This is a genomic window from Antarctobacter sp., assembly GCF_048262615.1.
Taxonomy (GTDB): domain Bacteria; phylum Pseudomonadota; class Alphaproteobacteria; order Rhodobacterales; family Rhodobacteraceae; genus Antarctobacter.
The window spans coordinates 221,984-246,704 of sequence record NZ_JBLXFB010000001.1; the positions used below are offsets into that span (position 1 = coordinate 221,984).

Here is a 24,721-nt window from a genome sequence, read left to right on the forward strand (position 1 = left end):
TGAAGGAACGAGATCATGAAAGCAGCGAGACTATACGAATACGATCCGGCGATGAACGTCCAACTCAGGATCGAAGAGGTGAGTGCCCCCACGATCACCGGCCCCAATGAGGTGATCGTCAAGGTCGGTGCGGCCGGACTGTGCCGCACCGACCTGCATATCATCGAAGGGGTCTGGAAGGATATCATGGACGGCGAAGGCAGCCTGTTGCCCTACACGCTGGGCCATGAGAATGCCGGCTGGGTTGAGGATGTCGGCAGCGCCGTAACCTCTGTCAAACCCGGCGACGCGGTGATCTGTCACCCGTTCAACAGTTGCGGTATCTGTCTGAACTGCCGTTACGGGCACGACATGTATTGCGACCACGGGCTGTTTCCGGGCCTTGGTCTGGACGGCGGCTTTGCCGAGTATTTCAAGACCAGCGAAAAATCCCTGATCAAGCTGAACACCGGCATCACGCCGCTGTCCGTGGCCCCCATGGCCGATGCGGGCATCACCGCCTACCGCGCCGCCAAGAAGGCCGCCAAGCTGGTCAATCCCGGCGGCTACATTCTGCTGCTGGGCATTGGCGGGCTGGGCCACATCGCGCTTCAGGTGCTCAAACACACCTCCGGTGCGCGGATCATCGCGGTCGACCGTGAACCTGCCGCGCAGGCGCTGGCCCGTGAACTGGGGGCCGATATCGTTCTGGACGGCGGCCCGGATCTGATTGAGCAGGTCAAGGAGGTCACCGGCGGCGGCGCGCATGTGGCGATTGATTTCGTCGGCGAGCATGGCACCGAGAACATCTGCTGGAAGCTGCTGCGCCAAGGCGGTGAACTGATCATGGTCGGCTACGGCGGCACGGTCGAGGTGCCGACTCTGGAACTGGTCGCCAATGAGATCAAGATCGGCGGCAGCCTTGTGGGCGATTTCGTCGAACTGGTCGAGTTGATGGAGCTGAACGCCGACGGCTTGGTGAAGATGCACCAGACCGAATACAGCCTCGCCAACATCAATCAGGCGATTTCGGACTTCAAGGACCGCAAGTTCACCGGACGCGGTGTGATCGTTCCCTGATCTCCTGCTTTCAGCATCCAGATGCGCCCTGGTGGACCCAATCCTCTGACCAGGGCGTCTGCCCTGCGGCCCGCTCCTCCCTGTCTTTGCCGCAGGGCCCCCAATCCACCCAACCGCCGAGGACATCATGGCCAAAGCAATACATTCCATGATCCGTGTGCTGGACGAGGACCGCTCTGTCGCCTTTTACCAAAAGGCGTTTGGTCTGACCGTCGCGGACCGGATCGATTTCGACGGCTTCACCCTTGTCTATCTGTCCAATGACGAGACCGGGTTTGAGCTTGAACTGACGATCAACAAGGGCACGACCGAGCCTTATGATCTGGGCAACGGCTACGGCCATCTGGCTGTCAGTGTCGAGGACGTCGCCGCCGAACATGCCCGGTTTGAGGCGGCGGGACTGTCCCCGCGCAAGCTGGTCGATTTCAAACATGACGGCCAGACGCTGGCCCATTTCTTCTTCGTTCAGGACCCGGACGGATACGAAATCGAGGTCCTGCAAAGGGCCGGTCGCTTCCAATAGGCGCAATCAAGAAAAAGGAGGACACCATGTCAATTCGCAAGCAAACACTGACACGTCGCCAGCTGCTGTCGCAAAGCGCCATGTTCGGAGCGAGTTTTGCCATCGGCACCGGCTTTGTCGCCGGACAGGCCAAGGCCGCCAACTGGGCGGTCGAGGTCGAGCATCTGAAGCCGGAAACCATGGCGACGCTGATCCAGATGGCACGCGATATCTATCCGCATGATCAGGTGGCGGATGAATTCTACGCCATCGCGGTCAAAGGCTACGACACCGCCGAGTCCGCCGCCGCAATAGAGGCCGGAATTGCCGCCCTGAACGCGGCTGCAACCGGCATCGGGTATGCGAACTACATTGATGTCGGCTGGGAACGCGACCGGGTGGACCTGTTGCGCGGCATGGAAAGCAGCCCCTTCTTCCAGCAGATCCGGGGCGGCCTTGTGACGGGTCTTTATAACCAAAAGGCTGTCTGGCCGATCTTCGGATACGAGGGCGAGAGCTTTTCCCAAGGCGGCTACATCGACCGTGGCTTTGACGACATCAATTGGCTTTGAGGGGGTTTGAGCAATGACTGCACCTTTTGATCTGAACGATGACAACGTCGTTGTCATCATCGGGACCGGCGCCGGTGGCGGTGTGCTGGCCAATGAGCTTGCCCAAAAGGGCGTCTCGGTGGTCGCGCTGGAGGCGGGCGGGCGCTATCTGCCCGAGGATTACATCAACGACGAATGGGACAGTTTCGGCCAATTGGCCTGGACCGATCCCCGGACAACCTCGGGCGATTGGCGCGTGGCCAAGGATTTCAGCGGCTTGCCCGCGTGGATCGTCAAGGCGGTGGGCGGCACCACAACCCACTGGGCCGGGGCCTCGCTGCGCTTTCAGGATCATGAATGGAAGGCCCGGACGACCTATGGCGATGTGCCGGGCGCAAACCTGTTGGACTGGCCGATCGACCCGCGCGAGATGGACGCCTACTACACCAAGGCCGAGGACAAGCTGGGCGTGACGCGCACCAATGGCCGCGCCGGTCTGCCGGGCAACAACAACTACAAGGTCTTTGAAAAAGGCGCCAAGGCGTTGGGCTATGAAAAGGTCCATACCGGTCGGATGGCGATCAATTCCGCCGACAACGACGACCGGCTGGCCTGCCAGCAGACGGGGTTCTGCTTTCAGGGGTGCAAGTGGGGGGCCAAATGGTCGTCCGCCTACACCGACATTCCGCGCGGCGAAGCCACCGGAAATCTGGAGGTGCGCGAGCGGTGCCACGTGATGCGGATCGAGCATGACCAGCAAGGCAAGGTGACAGGCGTTGTCTATGTCGACGCCGATGGCAACCAGCAGCAGCAAAAGGCGCGCGTCGTCTGCGTGGCGGGCAACTCCATCGAAAGCCCGCGTCTGCTGCTCAACTCGGCCTCGTCGATGTTCCCGGACGGGCTGGCCAACAGTTCAGGGCAGGTGGGGCGCAACTATATGCGGCATGTGACCGGTTCGGTCTATGCCACCTTTGACAAGCCGGTGCGCATGTGGCGCGGCACCACCATGGCGGGCATCATTCAGGACGAGGCGGTCAACGATCCGTCACGTGGGTTTGTCGGTGGCTATGAGTTGGAAACGCTGGCGCTGGGACTGCCGTTCATGGCGGCCTTCCTTGATCCCGGTGGTTGGGGGCGTGAGTTCACAACCGCGCTCGACCACTATGAGAACATGGCCGGGATGTGGATTGTCGGTGAGGACATGCCGCAGGAGACCAACCGCATCACGCTGAACCATGGCGTGACCGACCAGCACGGATTGCCCGTGGCCGACGTGCATTTTGACGATCACCCCAATGACATCGCCATGCGCAGCCATGCCTACAAGCAGGGTATCGCGGTCTATGAGGCGGTGGGCGCGACGCGGGTCTTTCCGACGCCGCCCTATCCGTCGACGCACAATCTGGGCACCAACCGGATGTCGGCAAACGCACGCGACGGGGTGGTCAATGCGCATGGCCAGACCCATGACATCGCCAACCTGTTTGTGTCGGACGGCAGCCAGTTCACCACAGGGGCGGCGGAAAACCCGACGCTGACCATCGTGGCGCTGGCCATTCGGCAGGCGGATTTCATCGCCTCGGAACTGAACCGTCAGACCCTCTGAGAGGGCCGTATCCGCAAGAGACCGGTGCCCCGTCAGTCGGGGCGCCGCCTTAATGCGCTTTGGCACATGAGCCAAACCATGAATTCCGAACAAGGGAGAGTGACACAATGGACGGGAATGACATGCGTCAGGGGGGCGGTTGCCCCGTGATGCACGGCGCGACAAATGTCGCGGGACGCAGCAACCGGGACTGGTGGCCGAACCAGCTCAACCTGCGGATCCTGCATCAACATGGACCAGCCTCTGATCCGATGCCCGACGGGTTCGACTATGCCAAGGCGTTCAAGGCGCTGGATCTGGACGCGGTCAAGGCCGACCTGACGGCGCTGATGACCGACAGCAAGGACTGGTGGCCCGCCGATTATGGCCATTACGGTCCGCTCTTCGTCCGCATGGCGTGGCACAGCGCCGGGACCTACCGTACCGCCGACGGGCGCGGCGGCGCATCGACCGGCACGCAGCGGTTTGCGCCGCTGAACTCCTGGCCCGACAATGGCAATCTGGACAAGGCGCGGCGGCTGTTGTGGCCGATCAAAGAGAAATACGGCAACGCGATCTCATGGGCCGATCTGATGATCCTTGCCGGTAATGTCGCCATCGAAAGCATGGGGGGCAAGACCTTCGGCTTTGCTGGCGGGCGTAAGGATGTCTGGGCACCCGAGGAAGACATCTACTGGGGGACAGAGACCGAATGGCTGGGGGATGCGCGCTATTCGGGCGACCGCGAACTTGAAGACCCGCTGGCCGCCGTGCAGATGGGCCTGATCTACGTCAATCCCGAAGGGCCGAACGGCAATCCCGATCCCATCGCCTCTGGCCGCGATATCCGCGAGACATTCGGCCGGATGGCGATGAACGACGAAGAGACCGTGGCGCTGGTCGCCGGCGGGCATACCTTTGGCAAAGCGCATGGCGCGGGCGATCCGGCGCTGGTCTCCGCCGAACCCGAGGCATCGCCGTTGCAGGACATGGGCTTTGGCTGGAAAAACGGCCACAAGACGGGCAGGGGTGTGGACACCACCACCTCTGGCATCGAAGGGCCGTGGACAGCAAACCCGACGCAATGGGACAACGGCTATTTCGACGTGTTGTTCGGCTATGACTGGGATCTGACGAAAAGCCCCGCGGGCGCGCATATCTGGCACGCAAAGGACCTGCGCGACATTGACCACGCGCCTCAGGTGGATGGATCAAGCCGCAAGGTGCCGGTGATGATGACCACCGCGGACATGGCGATGCGGATGGACCCGGTCTATGGCCCCATTTCCAAGCGGTTCCACGAAAATCCCGACGACTTTGCAGAGGCCTTTGCCCGCGCTTGGTTCAAGCTGACCCATCGCGATATGGGCCCCAAAGCCTGCTATCTGGGCAAAGAGGTGCCGTCCGAAGACCTGATCTGGCAAGACCCGGTTCCGGCGGTCGATCACCCGCTGATCGACGACAAGGACATTGCCGAACTGAAGGCCGAAATCCTCGGCTCGGGCCTGTCGGTGACGGATCTGGTCTGGGCGGCATGGGCCTCTGCCTCGACGTTCCGCGGATCGGACAAGCGCGGCGGGGCCAATGGCGCCCGCATTCGTCTTGCCCCGCAAAAAGACTGGGAAGTCAACGAACCGGCCCGGCTTTCCCGCGTTCTGGATGTCATCAGCGGCATTGCGGCGGATTTCAACGGCGGCGCGTCCGGCGGCAAGAAAGTCTCACTGGCCGATCTGATTGTCCTCGGGGGCAATGCCGCTGTCGAAGAGGCCGCCCGCGACGGTGAGCAGGATATCGACATTCCGTTCACGCCCGGCAGGACCGATGCCACAGAGGCGCAGACAGACGCCGCGTCCTTTGATCCGATGGAGCCAATCGCCGACGGTTTCCGCAACTACGAAAAGGCGGCCTATACCGTCCCGGCGGAGGCGCTGCTGATCGACAAGGCGCAACTTCTGGGCCTCAGCGCGCCGGAAATGACCGCACTGGTTGGTGGATTGCGCAGCCTTGGCGTGACCTATGACCAGTCGGGCCTGGGCGTGCTGACGCACCGTCCCGGAACGCTCAACACCGACTTCTTCGCCAACATCCTCGACATGGACACCGAATGGGTGCCGGTCAATGGCGGCGAACGGGTGTTCGACGGCTGTGACCCCGCCAGCGGGGCCAAGAAATGGACCGCCTCGCGCGTCGATCTGGTCTTTGGTTCCAACGCGCAATTGCGGGCGCTGGCAGAGGTCTATGCATGCCGGGGCAATGAACGGCAGTTCGCGCAGGATTTCGCATCTGCCTGGGCCAAGGTGATGAATGCGGACCGGTTCGACCTGATCTGAGACCGCATTTTCAGGGTCTGTCGATAAAAACGTGTTCAGTTTCTGAACATATCGGGGGCCGGTTTGCCGGCCCTCGGTCCCTTCGAGGTTCGGGAACCCGTTGATCGTGGCGGGAAAAACGCCTCGGTTCGAGACGGCGACCGCAACAGTATCAAGATCGGGCATGTGTCCCCGAAAGATACATGTCGCTTTTAACAATGGAAATTGACCTGCCTGCTTGGTAGGTTCTTGCAACGGGAGGAAACGGTGGTGGACATTTTTTCAAAACGCGATGGTCCGCGTCTGGAAGACGTGAAGGCCAAGCGTCTGTTGTCCGAAAACGTGGGTACAATACGCAAGCTGGCTGATCAGATCAGCGGCGGCGGCTATTCCCAGATGCGCGCCAATGAGGCGCGGCGCAAGGAAGCGCCCAAGCCTGACGGCTTGATCATCCACGATCTCAAGGCGCGCAACCGGGTCGATGTCCCTGAACCCTATGTCAAGGTCAGCCTGAACAACCGCGTTGTTCTGGTCGACAAATCCAGCGGCCTTCAGCTTCAGATGCTGGGAGAGATCCGTGGCAACTTCATGTCCAAACGTTTTGTGCTGTGTACCAAGGAAAACGGGTTCTTTTCTCCGGTCGATCCAGAGACGCGTGACCTTATTGGACATCTTGACCAAGCGGAGCTGACAGAGTCATTTTCCGATGTGGATCTTGCTGCGGAACTGGAATCTCTGCTTGTTCCGGCGGAGGACTGAACACCTGTCCTCTTGCCGTCTGGCGTAACGAGTTAAAAGGAAACGATGTGCCGGCTTTGAAAAAAGCCAACCCAACAGGATCGAAAAGCAAGAGGGCCGAGTGATTGCCTGACAACTCCAGCTATTCGGAAACCGACACCCGTCACGCATGGGAACGCTTTGTGTCCTCCGGGACAGTGGTCGACGACGGACATGTAAATGTCCGTGAAGAGATCTTGGATTCCTGGAAACGCAGCATGGAACTGGGGGTCGATGCCTGCATTCCTGCCTCGCGCAAGATTGTCGACGAGAACCAGATATTCCTGCGGCGCGAACGGAATGCCGCCCTGCGCATGGCGGCGTCTTCGGCGTTCAAGCGGCTGGAACCGCATCTTGTCGAAGCCAAGACCATCCTGATCCTTGCCGACGATCAGGGGGTCATCATCGACGCCATCGGCGATGAACACGTGCTGGACGAAGGGCAGGAAATCCATCTGGAGATCGGTGGCGACTGGAACGAAAACATGATCGGCACCAATGGGATCGGGACCGTCCTGCGGACGGGAAAACCGGCCTATGTCCATGCCAGCGAACATTTTGTCGAGGGGGTGCAATCGTGGACATGCGCCGGCGCGCCGATCCACGATCCCCTGACCCAGATGGTGATCGGGGTGGTCGATCTGTCCGGCCCGCCGCAGATCTTTCAGCAGCACAATGTGGCGCTGGTGCTGGCGATGGCGCGGGAAATCGAGATCGCGCTGGCCGAGCAGAAGCAGGCGGAACGCACGCAATTGCTCGAAGCTTTTCTGATGTCCGATTACAGCCGCGCCCACGACAGCGTGGTGCTGGTGGATCAGACCGGGCGGGTGTTGTTTCGCCGGGGGCTCGAAGATGGTGTGCTGCGCAGCGCGCGGGAACTGTCGGTCGGGCACAAGCTGCTTCCGAAACTCGAAGGGCTGTCCGATCAGGACATACCGAAACTCTTGCCGCTCAACGTCGAGGCCGAGGGCATTGAACGACTGAAACTCGAAGGCGTATTTCGCGGCGCGGCGCTGTTTCTCAAGGACAAGCGCAAGTTGCCGCGACAGACCGGAGAGACCTGCAAGATCAAGCCGAGGGCAAATGTGGCCGAGGAGCAGATCCAGATCGTCGGATCGTCGCCGAAGATGATCGACGCAATCGGGCTGGCGGAACGGGCCGCGATGGCCAATGTGTCGGTCTTGATCCACGGCGAAACCGGGGTCGGAAAGGAACTGTTTGCCCGGTTGATCCATGACCGGCTGCCGAACGACAAGGCGCCCTATGTACCGGTCAACTGCGCCGCCATTTCCAGTGACCTGATCGGGGCCGAGCTTTTTGGCTATGCCGACGGTGCTTTCACCGGTGCGACGCGCGGTGGACGGGTGGGCAAGTTCGAACTGGCCAACAAGGGTCTGCTGTGTCTGGACGAGATCGGCGATATGCCCATCGAATTGCAGCCTTACCTGTTGCGGGCGCTGGAGCAGCGCGCGATCTACCGGGTCGGCGACAACCAGCGACGCCCGGTCGATGTGCGGCTGGTGGCGATGACAAACCGCGATCTGCGGACCGAGATCGAAAATGGGAACTTTCGCCGCGACTTGTTCTATCGCATCAGCGTGATGACGATCGAGGTGCCGCCGCTGCGCGAGCGTGGCAATGATGTTGTCGATCTGGTCCACCACTTCTCTGCGATCTTTGCGGCGGAAACCAACCGCCCGCCGATCATCTTTACCGATAAGGCGCTGGAGAAACTGAAAGGCTACAAGTGGCCGGGCAACGTGCGTGAACTGCGCAACGTGATCCAGCGGTTCTATCTGGTCAAGACGGACAACGTGGTGACGGAACGGGACATGCCGCCAGAAATCCTAGAGGATTACGAAGGCAGCGACGTGGATTCTCTGGAACATATCCTTGGCGGCAATTCGGGCGATCTGGAAAGCATTGAAGCCAGCGCAATTCGCCGTACCATCATTGCCGAGAACGGCAATCTGACACGGGTGGCTGCGGTTCTGGGCATTTCCCGTCCGACCCTGTACCGAAAGATGAAGCGGTATCACATCCGCAAGACCTGACGGCACCAATACCGGCGACGGTGTCCGCAATGAATGGGGCACCGCCTTTGCCAAAGCCACCAGACGGCGTTGGCAGGTCGGGCACCGCGGTTCGGGCCGAACATGTCCGCCGCGCGCAACAATGCCCCCCCAAACCGCTCTGATCCTTTGACGTCGGGCAGGGGGCGTATGCCATCGCGGCATGCACGCCTTGGATGCGGATCTTTTCACATTGCGCGGACAACATCCGAAATCCGCAGGGTTTTGCTGGACATCCCGGTTGCCGGGCTGCACATCGGGGCTTCGCGTCAGACCTATCGGCATGGACAAGAAGGTGTTGTTTCGGTTTTCGGACCGACGCTAGGTTGGACGTTGATCAGCTTGGAGGCCAGATATGGAACTAATTGCCAAGGCGACCGCATTGGTTGGTGGAACGGTGGCGCTCTTGCGCCGCATGGGATCGCCTGCTCATCAGGCTGTCGGTGCGCAACCGCAAATTCCGGATGCCAAGAAGCAGGGTATCATGACATTGAAGATGCCCGTTGCCCAAGGCTGGAAGGACGGTCATGTCCCGACATGCGCGCCCGGCCTCAAGGTCAACGCGTTTGCAACCGGGCTGGAACATCCCCGGTGGATCGAGGTCCTGCCCAACGGTGACGTCCTTGTGGCGGAATCGAAAGAGCAGGCAGGACCGCCCAAGACCCTGATGGACCACGCGGCGCAGGCCACCATGCGACGGGCCAAGGCCATCGGCGAAAGCGCCAACCGTGTTTCGCTGTGGCGTGACGCCGATGGTGACGGCGTCGCCGAAATCCGCGACGTGTTTGTCGAGAACCAGAACCAGCCCTTTGGCATGGCGTTGATCGGGACCAAATTCTTTCTCGGGAACACCGATGGCATTGTGTCTTTCGACTACACGCCGGATGCCACATCGCTGGATGGGCCCGGCCAAAAACTGGTGGAATTCAAACCGCATGGGCACTGGACACGCAGCCTGATCGTGTCGCCGAATGGCTCAAAGATCTATGCTGGCGTCGGGTCTTTGTCGAACATCGCGGATCAGGGCATGGCGGTCGAAGAGGGTCGCGCGGCGATCTGGGAACTGGATGTCGAGACTGGAAACGCCCGTATCTTTGCGTCGGGCCTGCGCAATGCCGTCGGCATGGCATGGGAACCGACAACCGGGGTTCTTTGGACCGTTGTCAATGAGCGCGATGGTCTGGGGGATGAGACGCCTCCGGATTACCTGACCTCTGTGCAGGATGGCGGGTTTTACGGCTGGCCCTATTGCTATTGGGGCGCCACCGTTGACGACCGGGTGCCGCAGGACGCGGCATTGGTCGCCCGCGCGATCACGCCGGATTATGCGTTGGGCGGGCACACGGCGTCGCTTGGGTTGTGCTGGATGCCCGAAGGTACCTTGCCCGGTTTCGGTGATGGCATGGTGATCGGACAGCATGGATCATGGAACCGCTCAAAGCTGAGCGGCTACAAGTTGATCTTTGTGCCGTTCACAAACGGCGCGCCAAGTGGGCCGCCCCGTGACATCCTCAGCGGGTTCCTGTCCGACGATGAAAAGATTGCCTATGGCCGTCCGGTCGGCGTGACGATCGGGGCCGACGGACAGTCGCTGCTGATGGCGGATGACGTGGGTGACGTGATCTGGCGGGTGACGGGCGCGTAGGTCGGCTCTGTTCCATCTGCGCTAGGGTGTGTGACCTGCGGGCCAAACCGCATGGTGGCAGGCCTTGTGCGGGACATGTAATCTGGCGGTCGTCCCCGGCTTTGCGCCAGAGGACGACCGCAGGTGGTCATGATCCGCCCTGACGGCAACCGCCCCCTGTTGAGGGCGGCCCATGGGCGGTCAAAGGGCGGTCACGTTCAGACGATCCGCAACAGCAGGTCGCGGGTGTTCTCTGCTGTCATTTCTACCGGATTGCCGCCGGTGCTGGGGTCCGTCAAAGCCCCCGCCACGATGCGGTCGATATCGGGGTTCTCAATCCCCAGACCGGCGAGCGACTTGGGAATGCCCATGCTGTCGTTCAGATCGTCGACAAACCCGCAGAACCCGTCGAACCCGCCGTCGATGCCAAGGTAGTTGGCCGCTTGCGTCAGGACGCCGGTAATGGCGGGTTTGTTGAATTGCAGGACCGCAGGCATGCAGACCGCGTTCGTGGTGCCGTGGTGGGTGTGATAGATCGCACCGATGGGGTGCGACAGGGCGTGGATTGCGCCCAGACCCTTTTGAAAGGCGGTCGCGCCCATGGCGGCGGCGGACATCATCTGCGCGCGCGCCTCCAGATCGGTGCCATCGGCATAGGCGCGGGGCAGATAGTCCTTGACCAGCCGCATCCCTTCCAGCGCGATGCCCTGCGACATCGGGTGATAATGCGGTGAGCAGAACGCCTCGACACAATGGGCAAAGGCATCCAGCCCGGTGCCCGCGGTGATGAACTTGGGCATCCCCACGGTCAGTTCCGGATCGCAGATCACCACCGACGGCAGGAATTTCGGGTGAAAGATGATCTTTTTCTGCTCGGTTTCCGAATTGGTGATGACCGACGCGCGCCCCACCTCTGACCCGGTGCCTGCCGTTGTGGGCACTGCCACGATGGGGGCGATGGCGTCGGCGTCGGCGCGGGTCCACCAGTCGCCGATGTCCTCAAAGTCCCACAGGGGGCGGGTTTGCCCGGCCAGAAAGGCCACCAGCTTGCCCAGATCAAGGCCGGAACCGCCGCCAAAGGCAACAACACCGTCATGGCCCCCGTCTTGGAAGGCGCGCACACCGGCCTCGGCGTTCTTTTCGTTGGGGTTGGGGTCGACATCGGCAAAGATCGCACGGCCCAGACCGGCGGCCTCCAGCAGATCCAGCGTCTTTGTGGTGATCGCCATGTCCTTCAGGCCACGGTCTGTCACCAGCAGGGGTTTGGTGATCCCGGCGGCGGCGCAGGCCGCGGCGATTTCAGAAATGCGGCCCGCACCGAACCGGATGGCGGTGGGGTAAGACCAGTTTGCGGTAAGTGTCATCGGCTCAGGCCTTTTTCAGATGGTAGGATTTGGGGCGGGTCAGGTTGTGATAGCCGATGATCGACAAACCACCGCCGCGACCGGTGTCCTTGCAGCCGGTCCAGCACAGGCCGGGATCAAGATAGTCGGCGCGGTTCATGAACACCGTACCGGTTTCGATCTGGTCGGCAATCGCCTCTGCCCGCGCGGCATCGCGGGTCCAGATGGAGGCGGTCAGGCCAAAGTCGCTGTCATTCATCAGGCGGATCGCCTCGGCATCGTCCTTGACCGGCATGATGCCGACCACGGGGCCAAAGCTTTCGTCACGCATGACGCGCATGTCGTGGCTGACATTGGTCAGGATCTGCGGCGTCAGGTAAGCGCTGCCGTCATCCTGCGCGAAGGTGTCGATATGTGCGATGGCCCCGGCGGCAATCGCCTCTGCGGTCTGGGCGCGGACCTCATCGGCAAAGCGTTTGTGCGCCATCGGGCCAAGCGTTGTCTCGGGGTCCAGCGGATTGCCCAGCTTGTACCCCCGGACGATGGCAACGGCCTTTGCGACGAAGGCGTCAAAGTGCTGTTCGGCGACGTAAATCCGTTCGATACCGCAGCAACATTGCCCCGAGTTGAACATCGCGCCATCAATCAGCGTATCGACGGCGGCGTCCAGATCGGCGTCGTCGCAGACATAGCCGGGGTCCTTGCCGCCCAGTTCCAGCCCGACGCCGGTGAAGGTGCCTGCGGCGGCGCGTTCCATCGCCTTGCCGCCCCCGACAGAGCCGGTGAAGTTCACAAAGCCAAAGGATTTCGCGGCGATCAGGTCACTGGTTGTCTGGTGATCCAGAAACACGTTCTGGAACACGTCCTCCGGTATACCGGCGGCGTGAAACGCGGCCGCCAGACGTTCACCGACCAGCAGCGTCTGGCTGGCATGTTTCAGCACCACCGTGTTGCCCGCGATCAGGGCAGGGGCGACCGTGTTGATGGCCGTCATGTAGGGATAGTTCCACGGGGCCACGACCAGAACGACCCCGTGGGGCACCCGTTTGATCACCCGGCGAAAGCTGTCGCTGTTCTCGATCTCGATATCGGCCAGCGCGTCCTGTGCGATCTTTGCCATATAGGTCGCGCGTTCGTTGAAACCGCCGAATTCGCCGCCGTAACGGACCGGGCGGCCCATCTGGTGGGCCAGTTCGGGCACGATTTCGTCGTTCATTTCGCCGATCTTGGCAACGCCGGCCTGCACCAGAGCGATCCGTTCCGCCAGCGGTCTGGCCGCCCATGCGGATTGTGCCGCCTGGGCCCTCTGAACGGTTGCGCGGGCGCTGTCGGCGCTCAGGGTGTCACGCTCGGTATAGACCGAGCCATCAATGGGAGAGATACAGCGGATCATAGAGTTTCCTTGTGGACGGGTTGACCCAGAATGAACAGAAACGGGCCATGGATGACATGCAGTTCGCGCTGTCCGTAAGGTTGGTCGAACGGGGCGCGAAAATGATCATGCGGCAGGGCCTCCAGCGCGGTCTGATGCGCCGTATGGAACGCCTCTACGTCATCGACATCGATGTACAAGACCAATTGGCGGGCCGGGTCATCCATATCGGCATCGGGAGAGGCGTGGATCAGGCGCACCGTGGCGGCGTCGAGGTGGCAATAGGCGCTGCGGTCGTCCCGGTGCGAGACGTCAAACCCCAGACAATCGCGCAGAAACGCCCGCGCGGCATCAATGTCCGCCACCGGCAAGGACGGTGTGGCGCGCAGGGCCTTCATGCCCGTTCAAAGCCGCGCGCGATTTCCCAATCGGTCACAACGCGGTCAAATTCTTCCTGCTCCCATTCGGCGCAGCGGGTGTAATGGTCGATCACCCCGTCGCCGAAGGCCTCCCGCAGAAAAGCCGATCCGCGCAGGGTTTCGGTGGCGGCGCGCAGGGTCTGCGGGATGTCCTGCGCCTTGGCGTCTTCATAGATGTCGCCGCGTGTCGGCGGCGCAAGGTCCATCTTGTCCTCGATCCCCTTGATCCCGGCGGCCAGCATGGCGGCCTGCGCCAGATAGGGGTTCAGGTCTGAGCCACCGATGCGGCATTCGACGCGCACACCTTTGGACCCCTCGCCACACAGCCGGAACCCGGCGGTGCGATTGTCCACGGACCAGACCGTTTTCGTCGGCGCAAAGGTGCCTTTGGCAAAGCGTTTGTAGCTGTTGATGTAGGGGGCGAGGAAAAAGGTGTAATCCGGCGCATAGGCGATCACACCCGCCATGTAGTGTTTCATCAGTTGCGACATGCCCAGATCGGCGGATTTGTCGTAGAACGCCGGTTCGCCGTCCTGCCAGAGCGACTGGTGCACGTGGCTGGACGAGCCGACCTTGTCATGGTGCCATTTCGGCAAAAAGCTGGCCGCGCGCCCGTGTTGCCATGCGATTTCCTTAACGGCGTTCTTGGCGATGGTGTGATGGTCGGCACAGGCCAGCGCCTCGGCGTAGCGGATGTTCAGCTCTTCCTGACCGGCCTCGGCCTCTCCCTTGGTATTCTCGATCGGCAGACCGGCAGCAAACAGGTGGTTGCGGATCGGGCGCATCACGCCTTCTTCCTTGGTGGTTTGCAGGATGGCATAATCTTCGTTGTAGCCGCTGATCGGGGTCAGATCGCGGAAGCCACCTTTGCGGATGTCGTCAAAGGACTGTTCGAACAGGAAAAACTCTAGCTCGGTCGCCATCATGGCGTCATAGCCAAGGGCCTTGAGCCGGGCGATCTGGGTTTTCAGCATCTGGCGTGGCGAATGGGGCACCGGCGCGTGGGTGTGGTGGTCAAGGATATCGCAGAGCACCATGGCGGTGCCCTCAAGCCAAGGCAGCAGGCGGATCGTCGACAGGTCCGGCGCCATGACATAGTCGCCATAGCCCTTTTCCCAACTGGAGGCGGCATAGCCCTCTGGCGTGGCCATTTCCAGATCGGTGGCCAGCAGGTAGTTGCAGCAATGCGTTTCCTTAAAGCTGGTTTCGACAAAGTTCACCGCATGGAACCGTTTGCCCATCAGGCGGCCCTGCATATCGGGAAAGCAGGCCAGAACCGTGTCGATTGTGCCGCTTGCCACGGCCTCTTTGAGACCGTCGAACGTCAGATTTCCAGCCATGTCGTCATGCCCTCTTCATGGTGAAGCACCCCCGCAAAAGCGAGGGTGCATTTGGTCGTGTTATGGGATCGCTTATTCGAAGTTGTACGGCGCGCCCGCCTGATTGATGACGCCGTTGTATTCCTTGAAGATGTTGACGATCTTCTGGTGGACTTCGCCTTCTTCGGCCACTTCTTCCCAGAACTCCTTGGCGGCGGCCTCGACCTCTGCCCATTCACCGGCAGGGACGGACCGCAGCGCCAGTTTGTCGCCATTGGCGCGCAGGGCCGCTTCGCCACCCCAATACCACTGGTTGCGGTAGGTGTGTCCTGCCTCTGTCGCCGCCATGACGACGGATTTAAGGTGATCGGGCAATTCGGCCCAGCGTTCCTCATTGACGAACCACGATCCGATCCATGCGCCGGAAATGTTGTTGGTCAGGAAGTAGTCGGTCACATCGGCCCAGCCGACGGTGTAATCCTCGGTGATGCCGGACCATGCCATGCCGTCCAACTCGCCGGTTTGCACCGCAACCTCGGCGTCCTCATAGGGGATGTTGACCGGGACAACGCCGAACTTGGACAGGAAGCGGCCCGCCGTGGGGAAGGTATACAGCTTGAGCCCGTCCAGATCGGCGACGCTGGTGATTTCCTTCTTGGTGTTGAAGTTGCACGGGTCCTGACCCGCAGCCGACAGCCATTTGACGCCGACCTTGGCGTATTCCTCTTCCCAGATCTCTTTCAGGCCATACTGGTTGAACAGCACCGGCACGTCGAGGATGTGCTTGGTCGCAAAGGGGAAATAGCCACCGAACTGGCGCAGCGGCGTGGGCGAGGCCATCGAGTCGTCGTCCGAATGCACACCGTCGATGGTGCCGCGCTGGAGTGCCTGAAACAACTCTCCGGTGGGCACGATCTGGTCGGCGTAGAACAGTTCGACCTCAAGCTCGCCGTTGGAGTTGGCGTTGATGTAGTCGATGACCGGCTTGGTCACATGTTCGCCCAATGCGCCGCCCGCATAGGTCTGAAAGCGCCATTTGATGGCGGACTGCGCCTTGACGACGGTGGGGCTGGCAAGGGCGGCGGCGCCGCCGATCCCGGCGGTGGTCAGGAACTTACGTCTGGTGGTCATGGTCGTGTCCTCTCTGTTGAAGCTCTTCTCAAAATGCGTCCCGCTGCCGGGATCTCTTGGGTTGTTAATTTCCGTAGACGTAGCCCGGCAGCCAAAGGGCCAGTTCCGGGAAGGTCATGATGGTGGCCAGCGCGACAATCATCACCAGAACAAAGGGCAGGATCGATCCGTAGATATCGCGTAGCGTGATTTCCGGCGGGGCCATCGCGCGCATCAGGAACAGGTTATAGCCAAACGGCGGCGTCATGTAGGCAATCTGAGTCGTGATCGTATAAAGCACGCCGTACCAGATCAGATCAAAGCCCAACTCGCCCACCAGCGGCACGTACAGCGGCGCGACAATCACCAGCATGGCGGTGTCGTCCAGAAAGGTGCCCATCAGGATAAAGCTGAGCTGCATCAGGATCAGGATCATCCACGGGCTGAGACCCAGTTTCTCGGTGAACAGCGATTCAATCGCCTTGACCGCGCCCAGCCCGTCGAACACCGCGCCAAAAGCCAGCGCCGCAAGGATGATCCACATGAACATGCAGGAGATGCCCAGCGTTTTGCGAACGCTTGTCTCAAACACTTCGCGCGTCATGCGTCCCTTGAGCACGGCCGCCACAAAGGCGGCAATCGCGCCGATGGCAGAGCTTTCGACCAGTGAGGTCCAGCCATTCACGAACGGCACCATCATCGCAAAGAAGATGAACAGCGGCAGCAGACCAGCCCCCAGCAGACGGATCTTTTCGCCCATCGGCATGGCGCGTTCCTCGGGCGGCAGGATCGGCCCCAGCGCCGGGTTCAGGCGGCAGCGGATCACGATGTAGACCACGAACATCGCCGCCATCATCAGCCCCGGCACCACACCGGCCAGCCACAACTGACCCACGGGTTGCCGCGCAATCATCGCATACAGCACCAGCACCACAGAGGGCGGCACAAGGATACCCAGCGACGATCCCGCCTGGATGACGCCCGTCACCATGCGTTTGTCGTAGCCGCGTTTAAGTAGCTCGGGCAGGGCGATGGTCGCCCCGATGGCCATGCCCGCGACGGACAGGCCATTCATGGCCGAGATCAGCACCATCAGCCCAATGGTGCCCACCGCCAGCCCGCCGGACAGGCCGCCCATCCAGACGTGGAACATCTTGTACAAGTCATCAGCGATGCGGGATTCCGACAGGATGTAGCCCATGAAGATGAACATCGGCAACGTCAGCAGCGGATACCACTTCATCAGCTTGATCGCGGCGGCAAACCCAAGGTCAAAGCCGCCCCGATCCCCCCAGAGGAAGAACGCGGCAATCACCGCGACAAAGCCGATGGCGCCAAACACCCGCTGCCCGGTCAGCAGCATCAGCATCATCGACGAAAACATCAGTGCGGCAATCAGTTCATACGACATCAGAGCTTGTCTCCCATGTCGTGCCCTTGAATGCGCAGGACGTCTTTGCAGAACTCGGAAATGGCCTGCAACAGCATCAGGAAGATGCCCAGAACCATGATGGATTTGATCGGCCACATGTAGGGCCGCCAGACCGATGAACTGCGCTCACCGCCGTATTTCAGCGAATACATCAGGCTTTCCCAGCCACCCCAAAGCAGAAAGATCAGGTAGACGATCAGGAACAGCACCGTCATCGCGTCAATCTGTGCTTTGCGATGATCCGACCATTCGCCGTACATCAGGTCCATCCGCACGTTCGATCCCATCTGGATCGAATACGGTCCGCCCAGCATGTAATAGGCCACCATGGCGAACTGCGCCATTTCCAGCGTCCAGAGCGACGGCAGAAAGAAGGTCTTCGAGATCGAGGACCACAGCAATATCGCCATCATCACAAAGATCCCGTACATCATGATCCGCCCGATGCGGTGGTTCATGGCGTCCACGACGCGGATGAAGCGGCGCATCAGGGATTGCATGTTTCGGCCTCGATCTGTGTCAGTGCCTGTGACACCCACTCGGACAGGGTCTGCGCCATCGCCGTCTGGTCTGTGTCGTCCGCGAGCAGATCATTGCGGATCTCCAGCATCACGTTGAGATATCCATAGGGCAGCGCGTGTTCCCTGAGCGTGTGGGTCACGCCGTCGCCGGGCCCGTAAGGAGCATTCCGGCGGGTGTCGCAGGTGGTATGCTGCGCTGTCAGGGCCAGCATGGCATCCGCAAGACGCGCATCGCTGTCGTGCAGGATGCCGATTTCAACGTCGCGGGCCTGGCCGTGGTAGACAGGCGTAAAGCTGTGAACAGTCACCAGCACCGGCGCGGTTCTGGCTTGCAAGGTGGCGGCCAGCGCCTCTCTGAATGGGGCATAGTAGGTGGCCGCACGTTCGGCGCGTTGTGCGTCGCTCAGGTTGGCATTGCCCGGCACGTCCACTACCTCGCTGCGTGCGGGCATGGCGTCCGGTGCCTCTGGCGGGCGATTGCAGTCATAGACAAGACGCGAGGTTTTCGAGGCTACCAGCACGGCATTCAGGCGATCGGCCATTTTTGTCGCCAGCGCCATAGCGCCGGGGTCCCAGACCACATGGCTGAGCAGCGCCGAGGCGGGCAGGCCAAGATTTTGAAAAGACGCAGGAATATGCGCGCTGGCATGTTCGCACACGACAACCACCGGGGTCGTCGACTGTGCGTTTCGAACATCGACTAGATCGCTCAACAAGGTATCGTTCCGGTGATTCATCGCCGCTCCTACTTGGGAAAAACTCTTGCCAAGCCGCTCTCCTGTCAACAGAATTGTGAAAGATTTATCTCAGGCCGGTATGTTCTGATATTTTTGTAGTCAAATATGAGAGGCTGCCAATGACCGACGAAGACCGCACCATATCGGATCGCATTCAGGAAAGGCTGGATGACCTGACCCGTGCGGAGCGGCAGTTGGCGCTGTCGATACTGGAAAACTATCCGGCCTCCGGTCTTGGCCCGCTTGCGGCGCTGGCCAAGGGGGCCAATGTCTCGGTGCCCACCGTGGCGCGCATGGTGCACAAGCTGGGGTACAAGGGGTATCCGGATTTTCAGGCGGACCTGCGGGACGAACTGGGGGCTATCGCCAAGGGGCCGATAGCCAAACACGAAACATGGGCCGGGGCCGCGCCGTCCGAGCATATCCTGAACCGCTTCACCGATGCGGTGATCGACAACATCCGCAACACGCTGGCGCATATCGACCCGGCCGCCTTTGACGAGGCCTGTGCATGGGCAGCCGATCAGAATCGGCATCTGTATATTGTCGGCGGCCGGATCACCCACACGCTGGCCGAATACCTGTTCCTGCACATGCAGGTCATTCGCCCGAACCTGACCCATGTGCAGTCCACCTCGAACACATGGCCGCACTACCTGCTGAATGCCGAAGCGGGCGACGTGTTTATCATTTTTGACGTCAGACGGTATGAAAACAACACCCTGAAGCTGGCCGAGATGGCGCGCGCACGCGGGGCAAAGATCATTCTGTTTACCGACCAGTGGCGCTCTCCGGTGCACCGGCTTGCGGACATCAGCCTGACCAGCCGGATCATTGTGCCGTCGGCGTGGGATTCTCTGGCCACCCCGATGCTTTTGGTCGAAAGTATGATATCGGCGATCCAGTCGCTTAACTGGGACCAGACCAAAGGGCGGATGGAAGAACTGGAAGAGATATTCGACCAGACCAAGCTGTTCCGGAAATTTACCTGAACCCGTCCTGAAAAGGGGAACCGATGAAACCCGCGCGACGCGAGGCCGCAAGCGCCGCAATCGACCCCTTGCCCCTGCGGGTGATCAAACGCACGGTTCTGGTCCTGCTGGGGCCGTTTTATTTCGGGGTCATCGCCTTTGTGCCGCTGCTTTGCGCCCGGCGTCGGGGCTTTGCCGGGTGGTATTGGCGATTGGTCAAACGCGCCTGTTCGCGGCTGTTATGGTTGCTGAGCGTCCGGGCGGACATGTCGGCGGCTGACAGGCTGGCGCTTGGCGAGGACTCCGACAGTCTTATCGTGATCAATCACCGCAGCCATCTGGACGGCTTTGTGCTGATGGATGTTGTGCCGGATCGCAAGTGGTTCACCTTTGCCGCCAAGAAAGAACTGTTTGAGACCCCCTTGCTGCGCACCGGGTTCACCGGCGCCGGTCTGGTCGAGATTGACCGCAAGAGCGGCAAACTGGCCTTGGACACGCTGAGCGAGGCGGTGGCGGCGATGCCCGCGCGACGCTCGGTGGTGCTGTTCCCCGAAGGCACGCGCGCAAGGACCGACACTTTGGGAACGTTCAAGGCGGGCGCAGTTCTGGTGGCCAGAGAGACCGGCAGGACCATTCGCCCGATCGTGATCCACGATTCCGACCTGCTGTTGCCGCGTGGCGCGTCTGTGCCGCGCAGCGGCACCATCCGGGTGGATGTCCTGCCGCCCTTTGTCTGCGACCTGACCGCATCCGTGGATGAGGATGTCGACCGGCTCCGCGCCGCGATGCTGGCGGTGTTCGAGGGGCCGTAGGGCAGTATAGCCTGTCGAGGTGACAGTGCGCCTCTGCTAGGGTTTGACGAAACGGGACAAGATTCAGGGACGCAGGGCATGGACATCGACATTCTGGTCAAGGGCGGGGTTCTGGCGGATGGCACGCAGGCGGATGTCGCCATTTCGGGCGGTGTCATCACGGCGGTCGAAGCGGATATTGCAGGTGAGGCCGGTGAGGTCATCGACGCGCGGGGCAAGCTGATCAGCGCGCCTTTTGTCGATGCGCATTTCCATATGGATGCGACGCTCAGCTATGGACGGCCACGGGTGAACGCCTCTGGCACGCTGCTGGAAGGGATCGCGCTTTGGGGCGAGTTGAAGCAGCAGCAAACGCGCGAAGAGATCGTGGCCCGCGCGTTGGAATACTGCCGGCAGGCGGTGGGTCGTGGCGTTCTGGCCATCCGCAGCCATGTCGATGTGACCGATCCGACTTTCCGCACCGTCGAGGCGCTGCTGGAGGTGCGCGAGCATGTCCGCGAGGTGCTGGACCTGCAACTGGTCGCCTTTCCGCAGGACGGCTGGTATCGCGTTGCGGGCGCGGAACAACAGGTGATCCGCGCGCTGGATGCGGGTGTCGACATCGTGGGCGGCATCCCTCATTTCGAACGCACGATGGCGGCGGGGGCGGCATCGGTGCAGGCGGCCTGTGAACTGGCGGCAGATCGGGGATTGATGGTCGATCTGCATTGCGACGAAAGCGATGATCCCCTCAGCCGCCATATCGAGACACTGGCCGCAGAGACGATCCGTCTGGGGTTGCAGGGCAGGGTGGCCGGGTCGCATCTGACCTCGATGCATTCGATGGACAACTACTTTGTGGCCAAGCTGCTGCCGCTGATCGCCGAGGCGCAGGTGGCGGCGATCCCCAATCCGCTGATCAACATCACCCTTCAAGGGCGGATGGATACCTACCCCAAGCGGCGCGGGCTGACCCGCGTGCCGGAACTGCGCGCAGCGGGGGTGACGGTGGCCTTTGGTCAGGATTGCGTGCGCGACCCTTGGTATCCGCTGGGCTCTGGCGACATGCTGGAGGTGGCGCATATGGGGCTGCATGTGGCGCTGATGACGGCCCCGGACCAGATGCGCGCAGCGTATGAGATGGTGACAGAGACGCCCGCGCAGGTCATGGGGTTGGATTTCGGGCTGCACCCGGGCAAGCGCGGCAGCCTTGTGGTGCTGGACGCGCCCGACCCGATAGAGGCGTTGCGGCTGCGGCCCGCGCGGTTGGCGGTGATCTCAAACGGGCGGGTGGTGGCACGGACAGAGCCTGCCCGCTGCGCCCTGTCCGTCGGGTTTTAGCGGGTCAGACAGAGGGCCGGTGCCATGTCACCGCGACGGGATGCGGCAAGGTCGCCGCAAACCAGTCGGTCAATTCAGCCTGTAGCTGGTCCAACAGCGCCACGCGGTCCGCCATGTCGATGAGCCAGACAAACCCGTTGGCCGCCCCGCGCCGCCCCATCTCGGGAAAGAGATAGGCGCAGCCGATATAGAGGCCTGCCTTGTCGCGCACGATCCATGAAAAAGACCGGGCCGCCGCGAACTCACGGTCGTGCCAGGCCAGATCATACAGGTTTTCCGTCAGCGTCAGACCCTCGGGCCAGGGACCGAAGGTGTTCTTCAGCACATGGGCCGCGCCGGTGACGGCGGCAAAATCCTCATCGACCTCGGCGGGGGTCAGCGGCGTCAGGGCAAAGCCCGGCAGCGACGCGCTGCGGGGCAGGGGATCGCTGTCGAAATCGGGATGGCTGCGCAGTCTCATATCTGGCTCTTTCCTTGACTAAGGGTCGGGCTGTTTCGCCTCCCGTTTAAAGGGGCTTTCCTCTGGCACCTCGTAGTCCGGCACCAGGTCCCCCTTGGCACGCGCGTCCGCCATATAGCGAAAGGCATTGACCGACATGCGCATCAGATGGTCCCCGGCTTTCATGGCGGGGTACTTTTCGATCACCTCCGGCGTGCGGAACTTTTCCAGCGGTTCTACCACCGCATGATAGTCCAGACCAAAGAACAGCGGGACAGAATATCGTTCGGTCCCAAGGTTGACGACGCGGTGCTGGGTGGATTTGAACTGCCCGCCGGACCACGTCTCGAAGATGTCGCCGATGTTGACCACGAAACAGCCCGGAATCGGCGGGGCCTCGATCCAGACGTCATCGGCGTTCATCACCTGCAACCCCGGCGCGCCGGTCATCAGGATGGTGAAACATTCGAAATCCGAATGCGCGGCGATGCCGACCAGGTCCTTGGTGGCGGGCATGGCATTGGGGATGTAGCGCAGCAGGCGCAACTGCGAGGTCGGATAGGTGATGTGGCGGGTCAGTTCCTCGGGGTCGACGCCCAGTTCTAGCGCCAGCGCGTCCAGCAGGCGCAGGCCAAGATCAAAGGCCTGATCGTAGTAGCCGCCAACCGTCGCTTTCCAGCCGGGGATATCGGGCCAGATGTTCGGCCCGGTCATGCGCCATTGTGCCAGATGGTCCGGGTGATCGGCGGGGGCCTCATATGACATGTCCCACGCTTCGTTGAAGTTGATCGACTTGGGGAAATCCGCACCGTTTTCCTCAAACGGCACATAGCCGCGGTGATGCGTGGTGAAGCCTGACCAATACCTCATCTTGTAGCTGCGCGGCTTTTCGTGGAACGCCTTGGACGCCGCGAAAACCGCGTCGATCAACGCCTGCGAAATGCCGTGGCCGTTGATGTAGAAAAACCCCGAGGTACGCGCCGCGTCGCCCAGTTCTGCGGCGACGCGGGCCTTGTCCGCCGCGTCCCCGGTAAAGAGGCCCGACAGGTCCACCACCGGCAGGGTGGCGTCCTCAACCGTCAGGGCCTTTTGATCGTCCGATATGGATGCGCGCGCCATGTAACCTCTCCGAGTCGCTTGTCTGAGGTCAGGCTGGCCCGGAAAACCGGCTGCGGTATCCGCCGCGATTAAGAAAGCGCATCGGCCCGGAGCGGTTGCACAAAAAGGGATCAGTTTTATGGGCGGGTGGTCCTTTTGCGGTCAGTTCCTTTGACCGATCAGGCGCGGCGGCGCGTTCATGAGGACATCACGGGCCGTCGCCACGGTGCTCCGGTCCGGGACCGCGGATGGCCGAGAAACAGGAACATGACCATGACCAAACTGAACAGACGGACCCTGCTCAAGACCGGCGCGGCCAGCCTTGCCGCCTCCAGCGTGCTGGGCTCGCCGCTGATCGCGCAAAGCCGCAGCCTGAAGATCGGCTCCTATGGCGGATACTTTGAAAACAGCTTTAAAGAGTTCGTCTATCCCGCCTTCACCGAGGCGACGGGTATCACCGTAGAGTCCGTGACACAGCCCAATTCGACCGATTGGCTGGTGACGATGCAGCAGGCGACGGCGGCGGGCAGCGTGCCTGCGGACCTGTCGCTATATGCGCGCGATACGCTGATCAAGGCCAGCCGCATTGGTGGTCTGCTCAAGCCGCTGAACCTGAAGGCGATCCCGGCGGCTTCCAATCTGGACCCCTATTTCGTGTTCGAGGCCACAGAGGGGCCGCTGGGCGTGGGCGCGATGTCTTGGTTCACCGCCATGGTCATCAATCCGGGCGAAGTGGAGGCCCCCGAAAGCTGGGTAGAATTCTGGGACAGCGCGACCTACGAGTCCTCGCTGGGCCTGTCGCGCAACTACAATTCGCAGTTCCTCGACATCGTTGCGGCGACCTTCTTTGACGGTGAGGCGACCTTTGCCACCGACGACGGCATTCTGGCGATCATCGAAAAGGCGGCAGAGATCAAACCCAACGTGGCGCTCTGGTGGTCGGCGGAAAGCCAGATGGAACAGTCGATGAAAAACGGCGACGTCATCGGCGGGCAGTATTACCTTGACGTGGCAAACCTGATGGCGCTGGACGGTTTCCCGATCAAGCCGATCTTCCCCAAGGAGGGCAACCCGCAGGACTATGGCTCGTGGTGCCTGTCCTCGCTTTCAGACAAGGCGGATGAGGCGTCGGAGTTCATCAACTTCTCTTCCGACCCGGCCACACAGGCGATCATGAGCCGCAAGATCGGCACCGCGCCGCTGGTCGACAAATCCAAGACCGACTTGACGGATGAGGAATTTGCCTTTGTCTCGGGAACGCCCGCGATCAAACCGGCCTATGAGGCCTATCTGGATAAGGAAACCTTTATCAAGGAAAGCTGGGACAAGATGCTGGCCGGGGCATAACC

At 61.4% G+C, this 24,721-nt stretch carries 22 protein-coding genes; 12 read left to right on the top strand and 10 right to left on the bottom strand.

What is annotated here, in order from left to right:
* Positions 1–15: 15 nt before the first annotated feature.
* The 8 genes from ACN0S5_RS01120 to ACN0S5_RS01155 all read left to right on the top strand — a co-directional run bounded on the left by ACN0S5_RS01120 (position 16) and on the right by ACN0S5_RS01155 (position 10,500).
* On the top strand, positions 16–1,059 hold the full coding sequence (locus ACN0S5_RS01120) for an NAD(P)-dependent alcohol dehydrogenase (RefSeq protein WP_417205170.1): 1,044 nt from the start codon (positions 16–18) through the stop codon (positions 1,057–1,059).
* A gap of 127 nt (positions 1,060–1,186) precedes the next feature.
* Positions 1,187–1,582, top strand: coding sequence for a VOC family protein (locus tag ACN0S5_RS01125; protein ID WP_417205172.1), 396 nt, complete (start codon positions 1,187–1,189; stop codon positions 1,580–1,582).
* Positions 1,583–1,608: 26 nt separating this feature from the next.
* Positions 1,609–2,133, top strand: a complete 525-nt coding sequence (locus ACN0S5_RS01130; RefSeq protein WP_417205173.1) for a Twin-arginine translocation pathway signal — start codon at positions 1,609–1,611, stop codon at positions 2,131–2,133.
* A 13-nt stretch (positions 2,134–2,146) separates the two neighbouring features.
* Complete coding sequence (locus ACN0S5_RS01135) at positions 2,147–3,718, top strand: GMC family oxidoreductase (RefSeq protein ID WP_417205175.1); 1,572 nt, start codon at positions 2,147–2,149, stop codon at positions 3,716–3,718.
* A gap of 107 nt (positions 3,719–3,825) precedes the next feature.
* Entirely contained in the window at positions 3,826–6,027 is a 2,202-nt protein-coding gene (gene katG / locus ACN0S5_RS01140; protein ID WP_417205176.1) for a catalase/peroxidase HPI, read from the top strand.
* A gap of 249 nt (positions 6,028–6,276) precedes the next feature.
* Positions 6,277–6,765: a hypothetical protein gene (locus ACN0S5_RS01145; protein WP_417205178.1), complete on the top strand. Its 489-nt coding sequence runs from the start codon at positions 6,277–6,279 to the stop codon at positions 6,763–6,765.
* Positions 6,766–6,869: 104 nt separating this feature from the next.
* Complete coding sequence (locus ACN0S5_RS01150; protein ID WP_417205180.1) at positions 6,870–8,837, top strand: sigma-54-dependent Fis family transcriptional regulator; 1,968 nt, start codon at positions 6,870–6,872, stop codon at positions 8,835–8,837.
* Positions 8,838–9,210: 373 nt separating this feature from the next.
* Positions 9,211–10,500 carry a PQQ-dependent sugar dehydrogenase gene (locus ACN0S5_RS01155; protein ID WP_417205181.1) on the top strand — a complete coding sequence of 430 codons (1,290 nt, stop codon included), beginning with the start codon at positions 9,211–9,213 and terminating at the stop codon, positions 10,498–10,500.
* Between the two features lie 197 nt (positions 10,501–10,697).
* On the opposite strand, the gene ACN0S5_RS01160 is transcribed toward ACN0S5_RS01155, so the two are convergent.
* From ACN0S5_RS01160 to ACN0S5_RS01195, 8 genes are all read right to left on the bottom strand, one after another.
* Positions 10,698–11,843: an iron-containing alcohol dehydrogenase gene (locus tag ACN0S5_RS01160; protein ID WP_417205183.1), complete on the bottom strand. Its 1,146-nt coding sequence runs from the start codon at positions 11,841–11,843 to the stop codon at positions 10,698–10,700.
* A 4-nt stretch (positions 11,844–11,847) separates the two neighbouring features.
* On the bottom strand, positions 11,848–13,215 hold the full coding sequence (locus ACN0S5_RS01165) for an aldehyde dehydrogenase family protein (protein ID WP_417205185.1): 1,368 nt from the start codon (positions 13,213–13,215) through the stop codon (positions 11,848–11,850).
* Complete coding sequence (locus ACN0S5_RS01170; RefSeq protein ID WP_417205187.1) at positions 13,212–13,592, bottom strand: VOC family protein; 381 nt, start codon at positions 13,590–13,592, stop codon at positions 13,212–13,214. Before ACN0S5_RS01170 ends, ACN0S5_RS01165 begins: the two co-directional genes overlap by 4 nt.
* The gene (locus tag ACN0S5_RS01175) at positions 13,589–14,953 is read right to left on the bottom strand and encodes a glutamine synthetase family protein (RefSeq protein WP_417205189.1); all 1,365 of its coding nucleotides are present in this window, start codon (positions 14,951–14,953) and stop codon (positions 13,589–13,591) included. Before ACN0S5_RS01175 ends, ACN0S5_RS01170 begins: the two co-directional genes overlap by 4 nt.
* A 72-nt stretch (positions 14,954–15,025) precedes the next feature.
* Positions 15,026–16,063: a TRAP transporter substrate-binding protein gene (locus ACN0S5_RS01180; RefSeq protein ID WP_417205190.1), complete on the bottom strand. Its 1,038-nt coding sequence runs from the start codon at positions 16,061–16,063 to the stop codon at positions 15,026–15,028.
* Between the two features lie 64 nt (positions 16,064–16,127).
* Positions 16,128–17,453, bottom strand: a complete 1,326-nt coding sequence (locus ACN0S5_RS01185; RefSeq protein ID WP_417205192.1) for a TRAP transporter large permease — start codon at positions 17,451–17,453, stop codon at positions 16,128–16,130.
* Positions 17,453–17,974, bottom strand: coding sequence for a TRAP transporter small permease subunit (locus ACN0S5_RS01190; RefSeq protein ID WP_417205195.1), 522 nt, complete (start codon positions 17,972–17,974; stop codon positions 17,453–17,455). Before ACN0S5_RS01190 ends, ACN0S5_RS01185 begins: the two co-directional genes overlap by 1 nt.
* Positions 17,962–18,708, bottom strand: coding sequence for an N-formylglutamate amidohydrolase (locus tag ACN0S5_RS01195; protein ID WP_417205197.1), 747 nt, complete (start codon positions 18,706–18,708; stop codon positions 17,962–17,964). Before ACN0S5_RS01195 ends, ACN0S5_RS01190 begins: the two co-directional genes overlap by 13 nt.
* Before the next feature lie 143 nt (positions 18,709–18,851).
* On the opposite strand from ACN0S5_RS01195, the gene ACN0S5_RS01200 reads away from it, so the two are divergent.
* The 3 genes from ACN0S5_RS01200 to ACN0S5_RS01210 all read left to right on the top strand — a co-directional run bounded on the left by ACN0S5_RS01200 (position 18,852) and on the right by ACN0S5_RS01210 (position 21,835).
* Entirely contained in the window at positions 18,852–19,724 is an 873-nt protein-coding gene (locus ACN0S5_RS01200; RefSeq protein WP_417205199.1) for a MurR/RpiR family transcriptional regulator, read from the top strand.
* Positions 19,725–19,747: 23 nt separating this feature from the next.
* Entirely contained in the window at positions 19,748–20,515 is a 768-nt protein-coding gene (locus ACN0S5_RS01205) for a lysophospholipid acyltransferase family protein (RefSeq protein ID WP_417205201.1), read from the top strand.
* Between the two features lie 78 nt (positions 20,516–20,593).
* Complete coding sequence (locus ACN0S5_RS01210) at positions 20,594–21,835, top strand: cytosine deaminase (RefSeq protein ID WP_417205203.1); 1,242 nt, start codon at positions 20,594–20,596, stop codon at positions 21,833–21,835.
* A 4-nt stretch (positions 21,836–21,839) separates the two neighbouring features.
* On the opposite strand, the gene ACN0S5_RS01215 is transcribed toward ACN0S5_RS01210, so the two are convergent.
* Together ACN0S5_RS01215 and ACN0S5_RS01220 are read right to left on the bottom strand one after the other, a co-directional pair.
* Complete coding sequence (locus ACN0S5_RS01215; RefSeq protein ID WP_417205204.1) at positions 21,840–22,295, bottom strand: hypothetical protein; 456 nt, start codon at positions 22,293–22,295, stop codon at positions 21,840–21,842.
* An 18-nt stretch (positions 22,296–22,313) separates the two neighbouring features.
* Positions 22,314–23,393: an isopenicillin N synthase family dioxygenase gene (locus tag ACN0S5_RS01220; protein ID WP_417205206.1), complete on the bottom strand. Its 1,080-nt coding sequence runs from the start codon at positions 23,391–23,393 to the stop codon at positions 22,314–22,316.
* Between the two features lie 252 nt (positions 23,394–23,645).
* Between ACN0S5_RS01220 and ACN0S5_RS01225 the strand changes: the two genes are divergently transcribed.
* Positions 23,646–24,719, top strand: coding sequence for an ABC transporter substrate-binding protein (locus tag ACN0S5_RS01225; protein WP_417205208.1), 1,074 nt, complete (start codon positions 23,646–23,648; stop codon positions 24,717–24,719).
* Positions 24,720–24,721: the final 2 nt, after the last annotated feature.